This is a genomic window from Pseudomonas sp. DWRC2-2 (genome assembly GCF_049897885.1).
In the GTDB taxonomy this organism is placed as follows: Bacteria; Pseudomonadota; Gammaproteobacteria; order Pseudomonadales; family Pseudomonadaceae; genus Aquipseudomonas; species Aquipseudomonas azotoformans_A.
The window spans coordinates 624,918-644,228 of the sequence record NZ_JAFCXD010000003.1; the positions used below are offsets into that span (position 1 = coordinate 624,918).

At 56.8% G+C, this 19,311-nt stretch carries 19 protein-coding genes; 4 read left to right on the forward strand and 15 right to left on the reverse strand.

Translation table 11 applies throughout. The annotated features are described in order from the left end of the window. Window positions 1-6: 6 nt before the first annotated feature. From ACP7EW_RS18175 to rpmH, 14 genes are all read right to left on the reverse strand, one after another. On the reverse strand, window positions 7-543 hold the full coding sequence (locus ACP7EW_RS18175; RefSeq protein WP_010207689.1) for a F0F1 ATP synthase subunit delta: 537 nt from the start codon (window positions 541-543) through the stop codon (window positions 7-9). A gap of 12 nt (window positions 544-555) precedes the next feature. Further along, entirely contained in the window at window positions 556-1,026 is a 471-nt protein-coding gene (locus ACP7EW_RS18180) for a F0F1 ATP synthase subunit B (protein ID WP_008439543.1), read from the reverse strand. Window positions 1,027-1,082: 56 nt separating this feature from the next. Then, window positions 1,083-1,340: a F0F1 ATP synthase subunit C gene (gene atpE, locus ACP7EW_RS18185; RefSeq protein WP_002555987.1), complete on the reverse strand. Its 258-nt coding sequence runs from the start codon at window positions 1,338-1,340 to the stop codon at window positions 1,083-1,085. 134 nt (window positions 1,341-1,474) lie between these two features. Beyond that, complete coding sequence (gene atpB, locus ACP7EW_RS18190; protein ID WP_016978714.1) at window positions 1,475-2,344, reverse strand: F0F1 ATP synthase subunit A; 870 nt, start codon at window positions 2,342-2,344, stop codon at window positions 1,475-1,477. Between the two features lie 16 nt (window positions 2,345-2,360). Then, window positions 2,361-2,768 (reverse strand): F0F1 ATP synthase subunit I, encoded by a 408-nt coding sequence (locus tag ACP7EW_RS18195; protein WP_010565865.1) that lies wholly within the window; start codon window positions 2,766-2,768, stop codon window positions 2,361-2,363. A gap of 148 nt (window positions 2,769-2,916) precedes the next feature. Next, window positions 2,917-3,789, reverse strand: coding sequence for a ParB/RepB/Spo0J family partition protein (locus tag ACP7EW_RS18200; protein WP_426218721.1), 873 nt, complete (start codon window positions 3,787-3,789; stop codon window positions 2,917-2,919). A gap of 9 nt (window positions 3,790-3,798) precedes the next feature. Further along, window positions 3,799-4,596, reverse strand: coding sequence for a ParA family protein (locus tag ACP7EW_RS18205; protein WP_016978715.1), 798 nt, complete (start codon window positions 4,594-4,596; stop codon window positions 3,799-3,801). A gap of 18 nt (window positions 4,597-4,614) precedes the next feature. Then, complete coding sequence (rsmG, locus tag ACP7EW_RS18210; RefSeq protein WP_033900490.1) at window positions 4,615-5,259, reverse strand: 16S rRNA (guanine(527)-N(7))-methyltransferase RsmG; 645 nt, start codon at window positions 5,257-5,259, stop codon at window positions 4,615-4,617. Then, window positions 5,256-7,148, reverse strand: coding sequence for a tRNA uridine-5-carboxymethylaminomethyl(34) synthesis enzyme MnmG (gene mnmG / locus ACP7EW_RS18215; RefSeq protein WP_426218724.1), 1,893 nt, complete (start codon window positions 7,146-7,148; stop codon window positions 5,256-5,258). Before mnmG ends, rsmG begins: the two co-directional genes overlap by 4 nt. Before the next feature lie 551 nt (window positions 7,149-7,699). After that, the gene (gene mnmE / locus ACP7EW_RS18220; RefSeq protein ID WP_426218726.1) at window positions 7,700-9,070 is read right to left on the reverse strand and encodes a tRNA uridine-5-carboxymethylaminomethyl(34) synthesis GTPase MnmE; all 1,371 of its coding nucleotides are present in this window, start codon (window positions 9,068-9,070) and stop codon (window positions 7,700-7,702) included. Window positions 9,071-9,149: 79 nt separating this feature from the next. Then, the gene (gene yidC / locus ACP7EW_RS18225) at window positions 9,150-10,832 is read right to left on the reverse strand and encodes a membrane protein insertase YidC (RefSeq protein WP_426218728.1); all 1,683 of its coding nucleotides are present in this window, start codon (window positions 10,830-10,832) and stop codon (window positions 9,150-9,152) included. A 2-nt stretch (window positions 10,833-10,834) separates the two neighbouring features. Continuing rightward, the gene (gene yidD, locus ACP7EW_RS18230) at window positions 10,835-11,080 is read right to left on the reverse strand and encodes a membrane protein insertion efficiency factor YidD (protein ID WP_010207715.1); all 246 of its coding nucleotides are present in this window, start codon (window positions 11,078-11,080) and stop codon (window positions 10,835-10,837) included. Further along, entirely contained in the window at window positions 11,073-11,477 is a 405-nt protein-coding gene (gene rnpA, locus ACP7EW_RS18235; protein ID WP_016978720.1) for a ribonuclease P protein component, read from the reverse strand. Before rnpA ends, yidD begins: the two co-directional genes overlap by 8 nt. Before the next feature lie 16 nt (window positions 11,478-11,493). Then, window positions 11,494-11,628: a 50S ribosomal protein L34 gene (gene rpmH / locus ACP7EW_RS18240; protein WP_003213577.1), complete on the reverse strand. Its 135-nt coding sequence runs from the start codon at window positions 11,626-11,628 to the stop codon at window positions 11,494-11,496. 585 nt (window positions 11,629-12,213) lie between these two features. Here rpmH and dnaA point away from each other — a divergent pair. Genes dnaA through gyrB form a run of 4 tightly spaced genes read left to right on the forward strand, consistent with a single transcriptional unit; the run spans window position 12,214 to window position 18,419 of the window. Next, window positions 12,214-13,731, forward strand: coding sequence for a chromosomal replication initiator protein DnaA (gene dnaA, locus ACP7EW_RS18245; protein ID WP_061434704.1), 1,518 nt, complete (start codon window positions 12,214-12,216; stop codon window positions 13,729-13,731). A gap of 38 nt (window positions 13,732-13,769) precedes the next feature. Beyond that, complete coding sequence (gene dnaN, locus ACP7EW_RS18250) at window positions 13,770-14,873, forward strand: DNA polymerase III subunit beta (protein ID WP_016970682.1); 1,104 nt, start codon at window positions 13,770-13,772, stop codon at window positions 14,871-14,873. A 20-nt stretch (window positions 14,874-14,893) separates the two neighbouring features. Further along, window positions 14,894-15,997, forward strand: coding sequence for a DNA replication/repair protein RecF (recF, locus tag ACP7EW_RS18255; protein ID WP_012721452.1), 1,104 nt, complete (start codon window positions 14,894-14,896; stop codon window positions 15,995-15,997). Window positions 15,998-16,001: 4 nt separating this feature from the next. After that, the gene (gyrB, locus tag ACP7EW_RS18260) at window positions 16,002-18,419 is read left to right on the forward strand and encodes a DNA topoisomerase (ATP-hydrolyzing) subunit B (RefSeq protein ID WP_016978723.1); all 2,418 of its coding nucleotides are present in this window, start codon (window positions 16,002-16,004) and stop codon (window positions 18,417-18,419) included. Window positions 18,420-18,525: 106 nt separating this feature from the next. Here gyrB and ACP7EW_RS18265 read toward each other — a convergent pair whose 3' ends face one another. Continuing rightward, window positions 18,526-19,248, reverse strand: a complete 723-nt coding sequence (locus ACP7EW_RS18265) for a response regulator transcription factor (protein ID WP_038847382.1) — start codon at window positions 19,246-19,248, stop codon at window positions 18,526-18,528. Window positions 19,249-19,311 lie beyond the last annotated feature (63 nt).

The following is a 19,311-nucleotide window of genomic DNA, read 5'->3' on the forward strand; positions in this document are numbered from 1 at the left end:
TCAAACTCAAGATTTCAATGCTTCGGCAAGATTCGCGAGTTTGCCGCGAATCGAGCCATCGATAACCAGGTCGCCGGCGCGAATGACAATGCCCCCAATGAGGGACTTGTCTTCCGCAACTTGCAGGCGCACTTCCCGGTCGAGTCGTGCACTGAGAACCTTGGCGAGTTTGTCTTGCTGTTCTTGGTTCAATGCAAAAGCACTGGTCACTTCAACGTCTACCGACTTCTCTTGCTCGGCCTTGTACAGGTCGAACAGAGCGGCAATCTCCGGCAGAAGCAGGAGACGGTCGTTTTCGGCAACGACGTGGATGAAGTTCTGTACCTTCACATCGAACTTGTCGCCGCACACTTCAATAAAAGTGGCGGCCTTGTCTGCGCTCGTCAGTCGCGGGGCCTTGAGCACGCGCTGCATGGTGTCGTCTTGCGACACTGCTGCAGCCAGGCCGAGCATGGCTGACCAAGAGGCCAGCTGCTGGTGGGCCTGGGCGTGCTCGAAGGCTGCCTTAGCGTAAGGTCGGGCCAACGTGGTCAATTCTGCCATGATCGCCCTCGCTTAAATTTCAGCAGCCAGTTTGTTTACCAGCTCCGCGTGCGCGTTTTGATCGATTGTGGCACCCAGGATCTTCTCAGCACCGCCGACGGCCAGAGCACCCAGTTGGGCACGCAGCGCATCTTTGACACCGTTCAGTTCCTGCTCGATCTCGGCCTGAGCCTGAACCTTCACACGGTCAGCGTCGATACGGGCTTTTTCAACAGCCTCTTCAACGATCTGGTTACCGCGTTTCTTGGCTTGCTCAATGATTTCGGCTGCTTGAGCTTTCGCTTCGCGCAGTTGTTGACCCGCTTTATCTTGGGCCAACTCCAGGTCGCGAGCTGCTCGTGCTGCAGCGTCCAGCCCATCCGCGATCTTCTTCTGACGTTCGTGCAGAGCTGCGATGACCGGAGGCCATACGAACTTCATGCAGAAAACGACAAAAATCAAGAACGCTAAGGACTGACCAATAATGGTTGCATTAATGTTCACGCCAATACCTCGCTCATTCGTTGCACAACACACCAATCACTCGAAAAGACGAGTGATTAACCGGCGAGTTGACCAACGAAAGGGTTCGCGAAGGTGAAGAACAGAGCGATACCAACACCGATCATGGTCACGGCGTCGAGCAGGCCGGCGACGATGAACATTTTAACTTGCAGCATTGGAACCATTTCTGGCTGACGCGCTGCGCCTTCCAGGAACTTGCCGCCCAGCAGGCCGAAACCAATGGCAGTACCCAGGGCGCCCAGGCCGATCAACAGTGCAACAGCGATAGCGGTTAGACCAACTACAGTTTCCATCTTTCCTCCCGACTTTTACGTCGTATGGTTTAGGTTTTTTAGATTTTAAAGCGGTAAAACAAATCGTTTCATAGCCCGGTAGGGCCTACCTTCCCGTTTGACCGGGAAGGACATCAGACTAGTCGAGACTGGTCTTAATGGTTCTCTTCGTGCGCCATCGACAGGTAGACGATGGTCAGCATCATGAAGATGAAGGCCTGCAGGGTGATGATCAGGATGTGGAACACAGCCCACGCCCACTGCAGAACAATGCCCAGGCCGCTAAGCCAGAGCAGGCCGCTGCCGAACATCACAGCGATCAGAATGAACACCAGCTCGCCGGCATACATGTTGCCGAACAGTCGCAGAGCCAGGGAAATCGGCTTGGCGATCAGGGTCACGAATTCCAGCAGGAAGTTCACCGGGATCAGCAGGGCTTGAACGAAGATGTTCTTGCTGCCGAACGGGTGCAGGGTCAGTTCGCCGATAAAGCCGCCGATGCCCTTGATCTTGATGCTGTAGAAAATGATCAACGCGAAGACCGACAGGGCCATGCCCAGGGTAGCGTTCGGGTCAGTGGTCGATACGGCACGGAATGGAATGTGCGGGTCGCCGCTGATCGCCATGGCCAGCTGAGGAATCCAGTCAACCGGGATCAGGTCGACGGCGTTCATCAGGAACACCCAGACGAAGATGGTCAGTGCCAGCGGTGCGATCACCGGGCTACGGCCATGGAAGCTGTCTTTCACGCTGCCATCGACGAATTCGACCAGTACTTCAACGAAGTTCTGCAAAGCACCTGGTTGACCGGAAGTCGCCTTCTTTGCCGCCATGCGGAAAATGAAGACGAAGATCAGACCCAATGCGACCGACCAGCCCAGAGTATCCAGGTGGAAAGCCCAGAAGCCCATTTCTTTGGCCTCTGCTGCGGAGTGGGCAAAGCCCCAGCCGCCATTAGGAAGCTGACCGAAGGTCAGGTTCTGCAAGTGGTGCTGGATATAGCCCGAAGCGGTTGTTTCTGCCATGGTTGCCTCAAACGCCCTAAGGTTTCGAAAGTCTTGTTTTCATTAGCAGGGGAGCGAACCAGCTGACCAGTTGGGTCAACACGAAGACGCCGAATACAGCCAGCGGCGCCAATGGCTTCACACCTGCAAAGGTCAGTGCAAACAGCACTGCCGTCAAAATCAGTTTCCCTGCCTCGCCGGCATAAAATGACCGGACGATAGCCTGGGCTGCTCGGGCGCCGGAAAACCGAAAGGCCCTGTGAGCAAAATACATATTGGGCAGCAAGGCTATCAGGCCTCCGCAAAGTCCTGAATATCCGGCAACGACTCCATGCCAATACCAAAGCGCCAACGCGGCGATCAGCAAAATGACAAATTGAGCCAATAAAACCGGAAAAACGGCCAAGCGATGGAACGGCAACGTGTTTGGCGTGCGGGTTTCCATCACTCTTGCTCCTCAATGGTCGGCTGCCGGAAATCAATAACTTGGCATAATTTGTGCCGACAAAATGCGCGCAGAGTATAGGGGCGGTTCTGCCCCTATTCAACTGTCGGGTAGTGATTTCCGATCACACGCTACATAAGCAAATGTTTCAGCGGATGTGGGCAAGGACGCCCTGGAGCTCATCGAGCGAGTTATAACCGATGACCAATTGCCCTTTGCCTTTCTTGCCGTGGCGAATTTGCACCGCAGAGCCCAGGCGCTCGGCCAGGCGCTGCTCGAGACGGGCGATATCCGGATCAGGTTTGGCCGTTTCGACCGGTGCAGGTTTGCCGCTGAGCCACTGGCGAACCAGCGCCTCGGTCTGGCGAACGGTGAGCCCCCGTGCGACAACGTGTCGCGCCCCTTCAACCTGTTGATTTTCCGGCAAACCGAGCAAAGCACGGGCGTGCCCCATCTCCAGGTCGCCATGGGACAACATGGTCTTGATGACTTCCGGCAGCGCAATCAAACGCAGCAAGTTGGACACGGTCACGCGGGATTTACCCACCGCCTCGGCCACTTGTTGCTGGGTCAGCTGGAACTCCTGCTGCAAACGCTGCAGGGCGATCGCTTCCTCGATCGGGTTGAGGTCTTCGCGCTGGATGTTTTCGATCAACGCCATGGCGATGGCGGTTTCATCCGGTACGTCGCGCACCATCGCTGGGATGGTTTCCTTGCCGGCCTGCTGGCTGGCGCGCCAGCGCCGCTCACCGGCGATGATTTCATAGCGGCCGCCGCCAATCGGGCGCACCACGATCGGCTGCATCACGCCCTGGGCTTTGATCGAATTGGCCAGTTCTTCCAGCGCCTGGGGGTCCATGTCCCGGCGTGGCTGGTATTTGCCGCGCTGGATCAGGTCCAGCGGCAGGTGTTGCAGCTCGCGCTCGTCGGCCTGCACCGCTTGTTCTTCAAGCGATGTGACGGTCGGACCACTCAACAGTGCATCCAGTCCACGTCCGAGACCTCGTTTCTTGACGGCCATGGGGATTCCTTAAGTTGGCTGGGCTGCAGCGGTGCGTGAGTTGCGGCGTTGGCGGCGAACCATCTCGCCGGCCAGGGCCAGGTAGGCAATGGCGCCACGCGAGGACTTGTCGTACGCCAGCGCAGGCATGCCGTAGCTTGGCGCTTCGGCCAGACGGATGTTGCGCGGGATCACGGTGTCGTAAAGCTGATCACCAAAGTGTTCCTTGAGCTGCGCCGACACATCGTTCATCAGGCTCAGGCGCGGATCGAACATGGTCCGCAGCAGGCCTTCGATCTGCAGGTTCGGGTTGAGCAACTCGGCGATGCGCTTGATGTTATCCACAAGGTCGCTCAACCCTTCCAGTGCGTAGTACTCGCACTGCATGGGGATAATCACCCCATCGGCGGCCACCAATGCGTTCAACGTCAGCATCGACAGCGACGGTGGGCAGTCGATCAAAATGTAATCGTAATTCTCGCGGATCGGCGCCAAGGCGCTGCGCAGACGGCTTTCCTTCATCTGCATTTCCAGCAGCACCACTTCCGCCGCGGTCAAATCGCGGTTGGCCGGCAGCAGTTGATAACCACCGTGTTCGGAGTAGTGCATGGCCTGGGCCAGGTCACACTCGCCAATCAGCAAGTCGTAGACCGAGTTTTCCAGGCCGTGTTTATCCACACCGCTACCCATGGTGGCGTTGCCCTGTGGATCGAGATCGATCAACAGCACCCGGCGCTTGGTGGCGACCAGGGATGCTGCGAGGTTGATGCAGGTGGTGGTTTTGCCCACGCCACCTTTCTGGTTCGCTATCGCGAATACCTTAGCCATTCTTGCTTGTGTTCCCAATCATGCCGTGCGGCGCAGTATCAGCAGATGGCGTTGGCCTTGGCAACCGGGTACGGCCAAGGCGTGTTCGCTATCGAGGTGGAAGTCTGCCGGCAATGCTAACAGCTCATCGCTTGGATGGACGCCCTTCATTGCCAGCCAGCGCGTATCGCGGTCGCCGAGGTGGCGGGTCCAGTTGCTGAAGTTCTCCATGCTGCTGAAGGCCCTGGAAACAATTCCGTTGAAAGGCTGTTCAGGCGTGAAGGCTTCGACGCGACTGTGGATAACGTGCAGGTTATCCAGCTTGAGTTCGAGTTTGACCTGGGTCAGGAAGCGGGTTTTCTTGCCGTTGCTGTCCAGGCAGGTCACTTGGGACTCGGGAAACAGGATGGCCAACGGAATGCCAGGCATACCGCCGCCACTGCCCACGTCCAACCAGCGACCGTTTTCGATGAAGGGCATCACGCTCAAGCTGTCGAGCAAGTGACGGGACACCATTTCGTCGGGATCACGCACCGCGGTCAGGTTGTAAGCCTTGTTCCATTTGATCAACAACGCCAAATACCCCAACAGCAACTCATGCTGGGTTTCGGTCAGGTCGACGCCCAACTGGCGTGCACCTGTGGATAACTCTTCTGCGTGTTGCGAGGTGACCAACGAACTCAAGCGCTTTGCTCCAACTGACGGCCCGCGCCGCTTTTTTTCAAATGAATCATCAACAGCGAAATGGCTGCCGGAGTGACGCCGGGGATACGTGAAGCCTGGCCCAATGTCTCGGGACGAGTTATCCCCAGCTTGCTTTGGATTTCTTTCGACAGCCCGGAAATCCCGGTGTAATCGATATCCGCAGGCAGCTTGGTGTCTTCACTGGCGCGCAGGCGAGCGATCTCGTCCTGTTGGCGGTCAATGTATCCGGCGTATTTGGTCTTGATTTCAACCTGCTCGGCGACCTGTGGATCTTCTGCGCCCTGGCCGGTCACTTCGACCAGACCAGCGTAGTCGATTTCCGGACGCGACAGCAGGTTGAGCAAGTTGTATTCGTGGGTCAGCGGCGTGCCGAATTTTTCAGCGATCGCGTCGCCTTGTTCGGTGCCAGGGCGAACCCAGGTGCTTTTCAGACGCTGTTCTTCCAACGCAATGCTTTCGCGTTTTTTGCAGAAGGCTTCCCAACGCACATCATCGACCAGGCCGAGTTCGCGACCTTTTTCGGTCAAGCGCAGGTCGGCGTTGTCTTCACGCAGGATCAAGCGGTATTCCGCCCGCGAAGTGAACATCCGGTACGGTTCCTGGGTGCCCAGGGTGATCAGGTCATCGACCAGTACGCCGATATACGCTTCGTCGCGACGCGGGCACCAGCTGTCTTTGCCTTGCGCACGCAATGCTGCGTTGGTCCCGGCCAGCAAACCTTGGGCGCCGGCCTCTTCGTAACCGGTGGTGCCGTTGATTTGGCCGGCGAAGAACAGACCGCCAATCACTTTGGTTTCCAGGTTGTACTTCAAGTCGCGCGGGTCGAAGTAGTCGTATTCGATGGCGTAGCCCGGACGCACGATGTGTGCGTTTTCCATGCCACGGATCGATTGCACGATCTGGATTTGCACGTCGAACGGCAGGGAAGTGGAAATCCCGTTCGGGTACAGCTCATGGGTGGTCAAGCCTTCGGGCTCGATGAACACCTGGTGGCTTTCCTTATCGGCAAAGCGGTGGATCTTGTCTTCGATCGATGGGCAATAACGCGGGCCGATCCCTTCGATTACCCCGGAGTACATCGGCGAACGGTCAAGGTTCGCGGCAATGATTTCGTGGGTGCGGGCATTGGTGTGGGTGATCCAGCAGCTCACCTGTTTCGGGTGCTGCTCTTTGGAGCCCATGAACGACATGACCGGAATCGGCGTGTCGCCGGCCTGTTCGGTCATCACCGAGAAATCCACAGAACGCCCGTCGATACGCGGCGGGGTCCCGGTTTTCAGGCGCCCGACACGCAGCGGCAATTCACGCAGGCGTTTTGCCAGGGCAATCGACGGCGGATCGCCGGCGCGACCACCGGAATAGTTCTGCATACCGATGTGGATAAGTCCGCCCAGGAACGTGCCGGTGGTCAACACCACGGATTCTGCGAAGAAACGCAGGCCCATTTGCGTGACAACACCGCGTACCTGGTCTTGTTCGACGATCAGGTCATCTGCGGCTTGTTGAAATATCCACAGGTTCGGCTGGTTTTCCAGGGTTTCGCGCACGGCCGCCTTGTACAGGATACGGTCGGCTTGAGCCCGGGTAGCCCGTACGGCTGGGCCTTTGCGGCTGTTGAGCACGCGAAATTGAATACCACCCTTATCGGTAGCCATGGCCATCACGCCGCCAAGGGCATCGATTTCCTTGACCAGATGGCTTTTGCCGATCCCACCAATGGCGGGGTTGCAACTCATTGCACCGAGGGTCTCCACGTTGTGCGTGAGCAACAGGGTTTTTACGCCCATGCGTGCTGACGCCAGTGCTGCCTCGGTACCGGCATGACCGCCGCCGATGACGATCACTTCAAAACGGGAAGGGAAATCCACCACGCACCTCGTGCCTGCTTATGTAGGTAATCAGGAATTGTCTGTTGAAAGGGTTTTGGAGCAATGGCTGCAAGTATAGGGACTTAGCCCTTCCTAAAGAACCCTTTGCACAAAATTTAACCAGCTGTGGATGACTCACAGACAATAGAAGTTAAAAGAGAGAAATTTATTAAATCTTTGTTTTTATGTTTATTTCTATGCAGCTACCTTTCTGTGGATAGATCTCTACAGGCCTTTAATTACGTTGTGTACAGCGATTCAAAAGTCTGTGGTCATGTGCCAATGAGGGGCTTGGATAAGTGCTTTAAGCCTGTGGATTAAACAGGTGCTTATCCACAGGCGGGTTTTTACTCAGGTTTCAGGCCCTGTTATCAACTGGGCACAGAGGCGGTTATTCACAGGGCTTAATCCACAGAAAAGTGCCTGCGCGACCAAATGACGCCCACGCAAAAGCCGCCACAACCAGTGGAGTAGTTCAAAAAATGGATTGAAATGCCCTGAAGTGGGCGAAATAGACAGGCGCGAATGGCCTGTCTATGGGCAACGAGGGGTTATTTACCGATACAGAAGCTGGAAAAAATCCGCCCCAGTAGATCGTCGGAGCTAAATGCGCCGGTGATTTCGCCCAACAGTTGCTGTGCCTGACGTAAATCCTCAGCCAGCAGCTCCCCTGCGCCCGCCAAGGTCAGCTGTGCCCGGCCGTGCTCCAACGCTGCGCTCGCATGGCGCAACGCCTCCAGATGCCTGCGGCGTGCACTGAAGCTGCTTTCCGAGGTCTGCTCGTAGCCCATGCAGGCCTTGAGGTGCTCGCGTAGCAGCTCCAGGCCATCCCCTGCCGCTTTCGCGCTCAGGCTAATGGTGACATGGCCATCGGTGCTGGTTTCCATGGCAATGGCCTCACCGGTCAGGTCGGCCTTGTTACGGATCAAGGTGACTTTGGCCGGGTCCGGCCGTTGCTCAAGGAATTCCGGCCAGAGTGCAAAAGGGTTCACGGCCTCAGGCGCGGTGGCATCGACCACCAACAGCACCCGATCCGCTTCACTGATGGCTTTGAGCGCTCGCTCTACGCCAATCTTTTCCACCTGGTCATCGGTATCGCGCAAGCCAGCGGTGTCGACCACGTGCAGGGGCATACCGTCGATGTGGATATGTTCACGCAAGATATCCCGCGTCGTGCCAGCAATCTCGGTGACGATCGCCGCTTCACGCCCAGCGAGCGCGTTGAGCAGGCTGGATTTGCCGGCATTGGGCCGACCGGCAATCACCACGGTCATGCCATCGCGCAACAAAGCGCCCTGCCCGGCTTCACGCAGTACTGTGGATAACTCACCGCGGACTTTATCCAGCATCGCCAAGACATGGCCATCGGCGAGAAAGTCGATTTCTTCCTCCGGGAAATCAATTGCCGCCTCGACGTAGATACGCAGGCTGATCAACTGCTCGGTCAGGTTATGCACACGCAGGGAAAACGCGCCCTGCAGCGAACGCAGTGCATTGCGTGCCGCCTGTGCAGAACTGGCTTCGATCAAGTCAGCGATGGCTTCGGCCTGGGCCAGGTCGAGTTTGTCGTTCAGGAAGGCGCGTTCACTGAACTCTCCTGGGCGAGCCAAACGGCAGCCCAATTGCAGGCAACGCTGCAACAACATATCCAGCACAACCGGGCCGCCGTGACCCTGCAATTCCAGGACATCTTCGCCGGTGAATGAGTTTGGTCCAGGGAAGTAAATCGCCAGCCCCTCATCCAACACACTTTTGTCGGCATCGAGGAACGGCCCGTAATGGGCATATCGCGGCTTCAATTCGCGGCCGCTGATAGCCTCGGCCGCCTTACCGGCGAGCGGTCCGGAGATACGAACGATACCGACACCGCCGCGACCTTGAGCGGTAGCGACAGCAGCGATGGTTTCACGAGGAGCGCTCATCAGCAGGTTCCAGAACTAAAGTGACAGAAAGCAAAACGCCCCACTAGGGGGCGTCTTGAGTGGTTATCCACAGAGTAAATTACGCAGAGGCTTTTGCGGTAGCCGCTTCGATTTTACGTGTGATGTACCACTGTTGAGAGATCGACAACACGTTGTTGACCACCCAGTACAGCACCAGACCAGCAGGGAACCACAGGAAGAAGAAGGTGAAGATGATTGGCATCATTTTCATTACCTTGGCCTGCATCGGATCCGGCGGAGTCGGGTTCAGACGCTGCTGGATGAACATGGTCGCGCCCATGATGATCGGCAGGATAAAGAACGGGTCTTTGATCGACAGGTCAGTTATCCACAGCATGAACGGTGCCTGGCGCATTTCCACGCTTTCCAGGAGTACCCAGTACAGCGACAGGAATACCGGCATCTGTACCAGAATCGGCAAGCATCCACCCAGCGGGTTGATCTTCTCTTTCTTGTACAGCTCCATCATGGCCTGCGACATTTTCTGCCGGTCATCGCCATGTTGTTCTTTCAGCGCCGCCAGTTTCGGTGCCACGGCGCGCATGCGTGCCATCGACTTGTAGCTGGCTGCCGACAGTGGGAAGAAGATCCCCTTGATCAGCATGGTCAGGAAGATGATCGAGAAGCCCCAGTTACCCACAATGCTGTGGATATGTTGCAGCAACCAGAAAATCGGCTGGGCGATGAACCACAGGAAGCCGTAATCCACAGTCAGTTCCAGACCTGGGGACAACTCTTTCAGCACAGCCTGGCTTTTTGGGCCGGCATACAGGGTAGCGCTGGTTTCAGCCTTGGCACCTGGTGCGACGGTCAACGCCGGGCCAGTGAAGCCAATGATGTAGTTGCCTTGGCTGTCCTTGCGGGTTTGAACCAGGTTCGCGTCACCTTTGCTCGGGATCCAGGCGGTCACAAAGTAGTGTTGCAGCCAAGCTACCCAGCCACCTTGGACGGTTTCTTTCAGCGAGCCCTTGTCGATATCTTTCATCGACACTTTTTTGTACGGCTCGCTACTTGTCCACAGGGCGGCGCCCAGATAAGTCGCGGTGCCGGTGGCGGTGCTGGAAGAAGGGTCGGAACTGGCGTCACGCTTGAGCTGGGCAAACAGGTTGCCGCTCCATGGTTTGTCGCTTTCGTTGTCGATCAGGTAAGTGACCTTCAAGTCGTACAGACCACGGGTAAAGCTGAAACGCTTGATGTAGTTGACGCCGTCGAGGCTGAATTTCAGGTCAACGTTCAACTGGTTCTGGCCATCAGCCAGTTGATAAGTCTTCTGGTCGGTCGAATAAACCGGACGACCGGTAGCACGTGCATCCGGACCGTTGGTGCCGGTCAGGCCACTTTGCGCCAGATAAGTACGTTCACCACCGTTATCGAACAGTTGGAACGGAACATCCGGATGGTCTTGGCGACGTGGATACAGCGGCAGTTTCAACTGCGCGATATCACCACCTTGTGGGTCGATAGCCAGGTCGAGCACATCCGTTTTGACGTGGATGAGATCTTTATTGGTGACCACTGGCGTTTCTAAAGGGGCGCTTGTCTCGCCATTCGCGCTGGGAACATCGGCACTCGCGGACGCATTGTTACCCAGCGGGGTGTCCGGAATAGCCGGCGCAGCCTGATTGGTAGCAACATTCTGAGTCGGCAGGGCAGCTTGGCCGTAGTCCTGGTTCCACTGAAGAACCATGACGTAGGACACGATTGCCAGGGCGACGATCAGGATCGTGCGTTTAATATCCATGATTACTCGGCCATCGAAGAAGAACGGGAGGTAGGGATAGGTGGAACCGGGTCATAACCACCGGGATTCCACGGATGACAGCGACCTAAACGACGAAAGGTCAGCCAGCCACCGCGCAGAAGACCATGATTTTCTATGGCCTCTAACGCGTAGCAGGAACAACTGGGGTAGAAACGACAGTGGCTGGCCATCAGAGGACTAATGGCATAGCGATAAAACTGGATCGGAACGAGGGCCAGTTTACGCATCGGTGCTGTCTACCCCTACAGTTTCGGTGTTGGCAACTGGGGCTGGCTTGTTGGTACGCGCCAGACGTTTCCAGAGCTTGCCGAAATGCTGAATCAATTCGGGGTTTTCTACATCACCCAAGCCTTTGCGCGCGACGATAACAATATCCCAACCAACCAGAGTGTCCTGGTGGAGGCGAAACGATTCGCGCATCAGACGCTTGAGGCGATTGCGCTCAACGGAGAGCTTTACGCTCTTCTTGCCGATCACCAACCCGAGACGGGGGTGATCAAGATCGTTGTTACGCGCAAGGAGCAGGAGATTTTTCCCCGGAACCTTGCCGGTGGGGGAGTCAAAGACTGCCTTGAAATGCCGGGGGGTTAGCAGACGCTTTTCCCGACTGAAGTCCTGACTCACCACCAGTACCGGATTATCAAACTGCCAGACGCGCACGACCTTTGGCGCGGCGACGCGACAGGACAGCACGGCCGTTCTTGGTGGCCATGCGAGCACGGAAGCCGTGAGTACGGGCGCGTTTGATGGTGCTTGGTTGGAAAGTACGTTTCATGGCGTTGTTACCTGGTTCGTCCACAACGGGCCGGAATGGCCCCCGTTTTAAGAGACCGGCGATTCTAGAGAAAGCAAGCCTCTAGGTCAATTTCCAACCAGCTTTTCCTTTAATTAGATATCTGCCGCTCATTTCCCGTTTTCTGTCCGCTCGGCTTTCTCAGGTCAGGGCATAGATATAAAAATAAAGAAGGAAGTTATTTAAAGCTTTTCTGTAAAGCTTATAAAAGCTAGGCAGCCAATCATCTGTGGATAACTGCCTTTAGGCCATATTCCACGTGATGTACAGAGAATGACAACACGGGGGAGAAACGGTGCTCTGCCTGTGCTGCGCTGTCGGATAAGCTGTGCGTGGAATGGGTTGTTATCCACAGGCCAGTTACCCACAGACTTTCGCCCCCACTTGTACAACGACCTCAAGGGCGCTTATCCACAGAGCTTATGCACAGACCATTGGTCGCATTTATCACCGTTAACACGTTGATTTTGGCTGGCCTCTGATCAACCTACATGTGGATAAGTGGGCGGCTCGCCGCTACAATGGCGGCTGTTTTTGCCTCACCGGCTTTCAACTTAGGGGATATCCGTGTCAGTGGAACTTTGGCAGCAGTGCGTGGAGCTTTTGCGCGAAGAGCTGCCTGCCCAGCAATTCAACACCTGGATCCGTCCGCTACAGGTCGAAGCCGAAGGCGACGAGTTGCGTGTCTACGCGCCCAATCGTTTTGTTCTCGACTGGGTCAACGAGAAGTACCTGAGCCGCGTTCTCGAATTGCTCGATGAACATGGCAACGGCCTCGCGCCTGTTCTCTCCTTATTAATAGGCAGCAAACGTAGCTCGGCGCCTCGCGCTGCGCCGAATGCGCCATTGGCCGCGGCTGCGTCGCAAGCCCAGGCGGCAGCAGCACCTGCTGTCAGCGCGCCGACGCCTGCACCAGCGCCCTCCAAATCCTCTGCGCAGAAAAATGCAGCAGAGAATGAAGAGCCGTCCCGCGACAGCTTTGACCCGATGGCAGGTGCTGCCTCCCAACAGGCCCCGGTCCGCGCCGAACAGCGCACCGTGCAGGTCGAAGGCGCGCTCAAGCACACCAGCTACCTGAACCGCACCTTTACCTTCGAGAACTTCGTCGAAGGTAAATCCAACCAACTGGCTCGCGCAGCCGCCTGGCAGGTTGCTGACAACCCCAAGCACGGTTACAACCCGCTCTTCCTTTATGGCGGTGTTGGCTTGGGTAAGACCCACTTGATGCACGCTGTGGGTAACCACCTATTAAAGAAGAACCCGAATGCCAAGGTCGTGTACCTGCACTCGGAGCGCTTCGTGGCCGACATGGTCAAGGCCTTGCAGCTCAATGCTATCAACGAGTTCAAGCGGTTCTACCGCTCGGTTGATGCGTTGCTGATCGATGACATTCAATTCTTTGCCCGCAAAGAACGCTCCCAGGAAGAGTTCTTCCACACCTTCAACGCCCTGCTCGAAGGTGGCCAACAGGTCATCTTGACCAGTGACCGTTATCCGAAAGAAATCGAAGGCCTGGAAGAACGTCTGAAATCTCGCTTCGGTTGGGGTCTGACCGTTGCGGTAGAGCCGCCGGAGCTGGAAACCCGCGTCGCGATCCTGATGAAAAAGGCCGACCAGGCCAAAGTCGACCTGCCCCATGATGCGGCGTTCTTCATCGCTCAACGCATCCGCTCCAACGTGCGAGAGTTGGAAGGCGCGCTCAAGCGGGTCATCGCGCACTCTCACTTTATGGGCCGCGACATCACCATCGAGCTGATTCGTGAATCCCTGAAGGACTTGTTGGCACTGCAGGACAAATTGGTGAGTGTGGATAACATCCAGCGCACCGTGGCCGAGTACTACAAGATCAAGATTTCCGACCTGCTGTCCAAGCGCCGCTCGCGCTCGGTGGCACGCCCCCGTCAGGTGGCCATGGCGCTCTCCAAGGAGCTGACCAACCACAGCCTGCCGGAAATCGGTGATGTGTTTGGCGGACGCGACCACACCACGGTCTTGCATGCGTGCCGCAAGATCAATGAACTTAAGGAATCCGACGCGGATATTCGCGAGGACTACAAGAACCTGCTGCGTACACTGACCACTTGATGACACCAGCGCAGCTTATTAAGGCAAGGGACTAGACCATGCATTTCACCATTCAACGCGAAGCCCTGTTGAAACCCCTGCAACTGGTCGCAGGCGTCGTCGAGCGCCGACAGACCTTGCCGGTGCTTTCCAACGTATTGCTGGTAGTCGAAGGCCAGCAATTGTCCTTGACCGGTACTGACCTGGAAGTCGAGCTGGTCGGTCGTGTGCAGCTGGAAGAGCCCGCTGAACCCGGCGAGATCACCGTCCCGGCGCGCAAGCTGATGGACATCTGCAAGAGCCTGCCGAACGACGCGCTGATCGACATCAAGGTTGATGACGCGAAGTTGGTGGTCAAGGCTGGTCGCAGCCGCTTTACCTTGTCCACGTTGCCGGCGAATGATTTCCCGACCGTTGAAGAAGGCCCTGGCTCGCTGACCTGCAGCCTGGAGCAGAGCAAACTGCGTCGTTTGATTGAGCGCACCAGCTTCGCCATGGCTCAGCAGGACGTGCGTTACTACCTCAACGGCATGCTGTTGGAAGTGTCGGAAGGCATCATCCGCGCTGTGGCCACCGACGGTCACCGTCTGGCCATGTGCTCGATGCGCGCCGATATCGGTCAACCAGACCGTCACCAGGTCATTGTGCCGCGCAAAGGTATCCTTGAATTGGCGCGTCTGCTCACCGAGCCGGAAGGCAACGTCAGCATCGTGTTGGGTCAACACCATATTCGTGCGACCACCGGTGAGTTCACCTTCACCTCCAAGCTGGTTGACGGTAAGTTCCCGGATTACGAGCGCGTGCTGCCTAAAGGTGGCGACAAGCTGGTACTGGGTGATCGTCAGGCCCTGCGTGAGGCGTTCAGCCGTACCGCGATTCTGTCCAACGAGAAGTACCGTGGCATCCGTCTGCAACTGGCCAATGGTCAGTTGAAAATCCAGGCGAACAACCCGGAGCAGGAAGAGGCGGAAGAAGAAGTGGGCGTCGACTACAACGGCGGCTCCCTGGAAATCGGCTTCAACGTGAGCTACCTGTTGGATGTACTGGGTGTGATGACTACCGAGCAGGTTCGCCTGATTCTGTCGGACTCCAACAGCAGCGCCCTGGTGCAGGAATCCGACAACGACGACTCGGCGTATGTTGTCATGCCGATGCGTCTGTAATCATGCTCAGCAGAAGCTAGATGTCCCTCAGTCGCGTCTCGGTCACCGCGGTGCGCAATCTGCACCCGGTGACCTTCTCCCCCTCCCCCCGCATTAATATCCTCCACGGCGCCAACGGCAGTGGCAAAACCAGCGTGCTGGAAGCCATTCATCTGCTGGGGCTCGCCCGATCCTTTCGCAGCGCTCGCTTGTTACCGGTGATTCAGTACGAGCAATTGGCGTGCACCGTGTTTGGTCAAGTCGAACTCGCTGAAGGTGGGCACAGCAGCCTGGGGATATCCCGTGATCGCGGCGGAGAGTTCCAGATTCGCATTGACGGGCAAAACGCGCGCAGTGCCGCGCAGTTGGCAGAGATTCTGCCGCTGCAATTGATCAACCCCGACAGTTTCCGTTTGCTGGAAGGTGCGCCAAAAATCCGCAGGCAGTTCCTCGATTGGGGAGTGTTCCACGTGGAACCGCGTTTCATGGCCACATGGCAGCGCCTGCAGAAGGCCCTGCGGCAGCGGAACTCATGGCTGCGGCATGGTACACTTGACGCCGCTTCGCAAGCGGCCTGGGACCGGGAACTGTGCCTGGCCAGCGACGAAATTGATGAATACCGCCGTGCCTATATCAAAGCCTTGAAACCAGTCTTTGAGCAGACCTTGAGTGAGTTGTTGGATCTCGAGGGGCTGACGCTGAGTTACTACCGTGGTTGGGATAAAGAACGTGAGCTGAGTGCAGTGCTCGCGACATCCTTGCAGCGGGATCAGCAAATTGGCCATACCCAGGCCGGACCCCAACGGGCTGATTTGCGTCTTAGATTAGGCGCTCACAATGCCGCGGACATCTTGTCCCGTGGCCAGCAGAAGTTGGTGGTGTGCGCGCTGCGTATCGCCCAGGGGCATCTGGTTAGCCAGGCCCGACGCGGACAGTGTATTTATCTGGTGGATGACTTGCCGTCGGAACTCGACGAGCAACACCGCCGCGCGCTATGCCGCTTGTTGGAAGAATTACGCTGCCAGGTGTTTATCACCTGTGTAGACCACGAATTATTGAGGGAAGGCTGGCAGACGGAAACGCCAGTCGCTTTGTTCCACGTGGAACAAGGCCGTATCACCCAGACCCACGACCATCGGGAGTGAAGGCATGAGCGAAGAAAACACGTACGACTCGACCAGCATTAAAGTGCTGAAAGGTTTGGATGCCGTACGCAAACGTCCCGGTATGTACATTGGCGACACTGATGACGGTAGCGGTCTGCACCACATGGTGTTCGAGGTGGTCGACAACTCCATCGACGAAGCTCTGGCCGGTCACTGCGACGACATCAGCATCATCATCCACCCGGATGAGTCCATCACCGTGCGCGACAACGGTCGCGGCATCCCGGTAGACGTGCATAAAGAAGAAGGCGTTTCGGCGGCAGAGGTCATCATGACCGTGCTCCACGCCGGCGGTAAGTTCGATGACAACTCCTATAAAGTTTCCGGCGGTTTGCACGGTGTAGGTGTGTCGGTAGTAAACGCCCTTTCCGAAGAGCTGATCCTGACCGTGCGCCGCAGCGGCAAGATCTGGGAACAGACCTACATCCACGGTGTTCCAAAAGAGCCGATGAAAATCGTCGGTGACAGCGAAACCACCGGTACGCAGATCCACTTCAAGCCATCGGCTGAAACCTTCAAGAATATCCACTTCAGCTGGGACATCCTGGCCAAGCGGATTCGTGAACTGTCCTTCCTCAACTCCGGTGTCGGTATCGTCCTCAAGGACGAGCGCAGCGGCAAGGAAGAGCTGTTCAAGTACGAAGGCGGCCTGCGTGCGTTCGTTGAATACCTGAACACCAACAAGACTGCGGTCAACCAGGTGTTCCACTTCAACATCCAGCGTGAAGACGGCATCGGCGTGGAAATCGCCCTGCAGTGGAACGACAGCTTCAACGAGAACCTGTTGTGCTTCACCAACAACATTCCTCAGCGCGACGGTGGTACTCACTTGGTGGGTTTCCGTTCCGCACTGACGCGTAACTTGAACACCTACATCGAAGCCGAAGGCTTGGCCAAGAAGCACAAAGTTGCCACCACCGGTGACGATGCGCGTGAAGGCCTGACCGCGATTATTTCGGTGAAAGTGCCGGATCCTAAGTTCAGCTCCCAAACCAAAGACAAGCTGGTCTCTTCCGAAGTGAAGACCGCAGTGGAACAGGAGATGGGCAAGTACTTCTCCGACTTCCTGCTGGAGAACCCGAACGAAGCCAAGCTGGTCGTCGGCAAGATGATCGACGCTGCCCGTGCCCGTGAAGCCGCGCGTAAAGCACGTGAGATGACTCGCCGTAAAGGCGCGCTGGATATCGCCGGCTTGCCAGGCAAACTGGCTGACTGCCAGGAGAAGGACCCTGCCCTCTCCGAACTGTACCTGGTGGAAGGTGACTCTGCTGGCGGTTCCGCCAAGCAGGGTCGTAACCGTCGCACCCAGGCCATCCTGCCGTTGAAGGGTAAGATCCTCAACGTCGAGAAGGCCCGCTTCGACAAGATGATTTCCTCCCAGGAAGTCGGCACCTTGATCACGGCGTTGGGCTGCGGTATCGGCCGCGACGAATACAACATCGACAAGCTGCGCTACCACAACATCATCATCATGACCGATGCTGACGTCGACGGTTCGCACATCCGTACCCTGCTGCTGACCTTCTTCTTCCGTCAGTTGCCCGAGCTGATCGAGCGTGGCTACATCTACATCGCTCAGCCGCCGTTGTACAAAGTGAAAAAGGGCAAGCAAGAGCAATACATCAAAGACGACGACGCCATGGAAGAGTACATGACGCAGTCGGCCCTTGAAGATGCCAGCTTGCACTTGAACGACGAAGCACCGGGCATTTCCGGTGAGTCGCTGGAACGTCTGGTCAACGACTTCCGCATGGTGATGAAGACCCTCAAGCGTCTGTCGCGCCTGTACCCTCAGGAACTGACCGAGCACTTCATCTACCTGCCCGCCGTCAGCCTGGAACAGTTGGGTGATCATGCAGCGATGCAGGATTGGCTGGCTCAGTACGAAGTGCGCCTGCGTACTGTCGAGAAGTCTGGCCTGGTGTACAAAGCCAGCCTGCGTGAAGACCGTGAACGTAACGTGTGGCTGCCAGAGGTCGAACTGATCTCCCACGGCCTGTCGAACTACGTCACCTTCAACCGCGATTTCTTCGGCAGCAATGACTACAAGACCGTGGTCACCTTGGGCGCTCAATTGAGCACTCTGTTGGACGACGGCGCTTATATTCAGCGTGGCGAACGCAAAAAGCAGGTCAAGGAATTCAAGGAAGCCCTCGACTGGCTGATGGCGGAAAGCACCAAGCGCCATACCATTCAGCGATACAAAGGTCTGGGTGAAATGAACCCGGATCAACTGTGGGAAACCACCATGGACCCAGCCCAGCGTCGTATGCTGCGCGTGACCATCGAAGACGCCATTGGCGCGGACCAGATCTTCAACACCCTGATGGGTGATGCGGTTGAACCTCGTCGTGACTTCATCGAAAGCAATGCCCTGGCGGTTTCCAACTTGGACTTCTGATCCCGGTAAGCCTGCCAAACTAAAAAGGCCAACGCTTAGCGTTGGCCTTTTTTATTGGGTAATAATCAGCGAATTTGAAAATGCTCCACGTGGAACATCAGCGTAATCAGCCTTGAGAAGCTGCCGCCACACTCTCCAATCGATACCCATACCCATAGATCGTCAGCAACTGCCAACCCCGATCCGCCGTCAGCCCCAGCTTGTTTCGTAGACGGTAGATATGCGTATCCAGCGGCCGTGACGACACCATTTCTTCATGGGTCCAGAACCGCTCGTAGAGGTACTCGCGAGACAGTGGTCGGGCCAAGTTAGCGAACAGACAGCTGGCCAGACGGTACTCACGTTCCGTGAGGTTGATCGGTTTGCCTGCGCGGGTCACGGTCAATTCAGCGTCATCAAAGGTCAGGTCATTGAAGCTCTGCACTTCATGGGTGGCAGACTTCTGCAGGCCATGTCGACGCAGAACGGCAGTGACCCGTGCTTTCAACTCGTTAGGGCGGAAAGGTTTGCTGACGTAATCGTCCGCGCCGCTGTTGAGTGCGGTGACGATGTCGCTCTCGGCATCACGGCTGGTGAGCATGATGACGGCAGGTGGCGACTCCATGTGTTCGCGGGTCCAGCGCAGCAAAGCGATACCGGTGATGTCCGGCAATTGCCAGTCGAGTATCAGCAGGTCGAAGGTTTCCCGGCGCAGTTGGCGTAACAGGTCTTCACCGCGTTCGAAGCAATGCAGGGACCAAGGCTGTTCGGCGGTGCTGGGGATTTGTCGCAGTGTCTGTTCCACCCGGCGCAGTTCAGCGGGCTCGTCATCCAGTATTGCGACACGCATGGGTGGGTCCTTTCATTTGAAGAGTGCGACAGCCGTCGGCCGGTTTTTGAATCTGAAGAATTG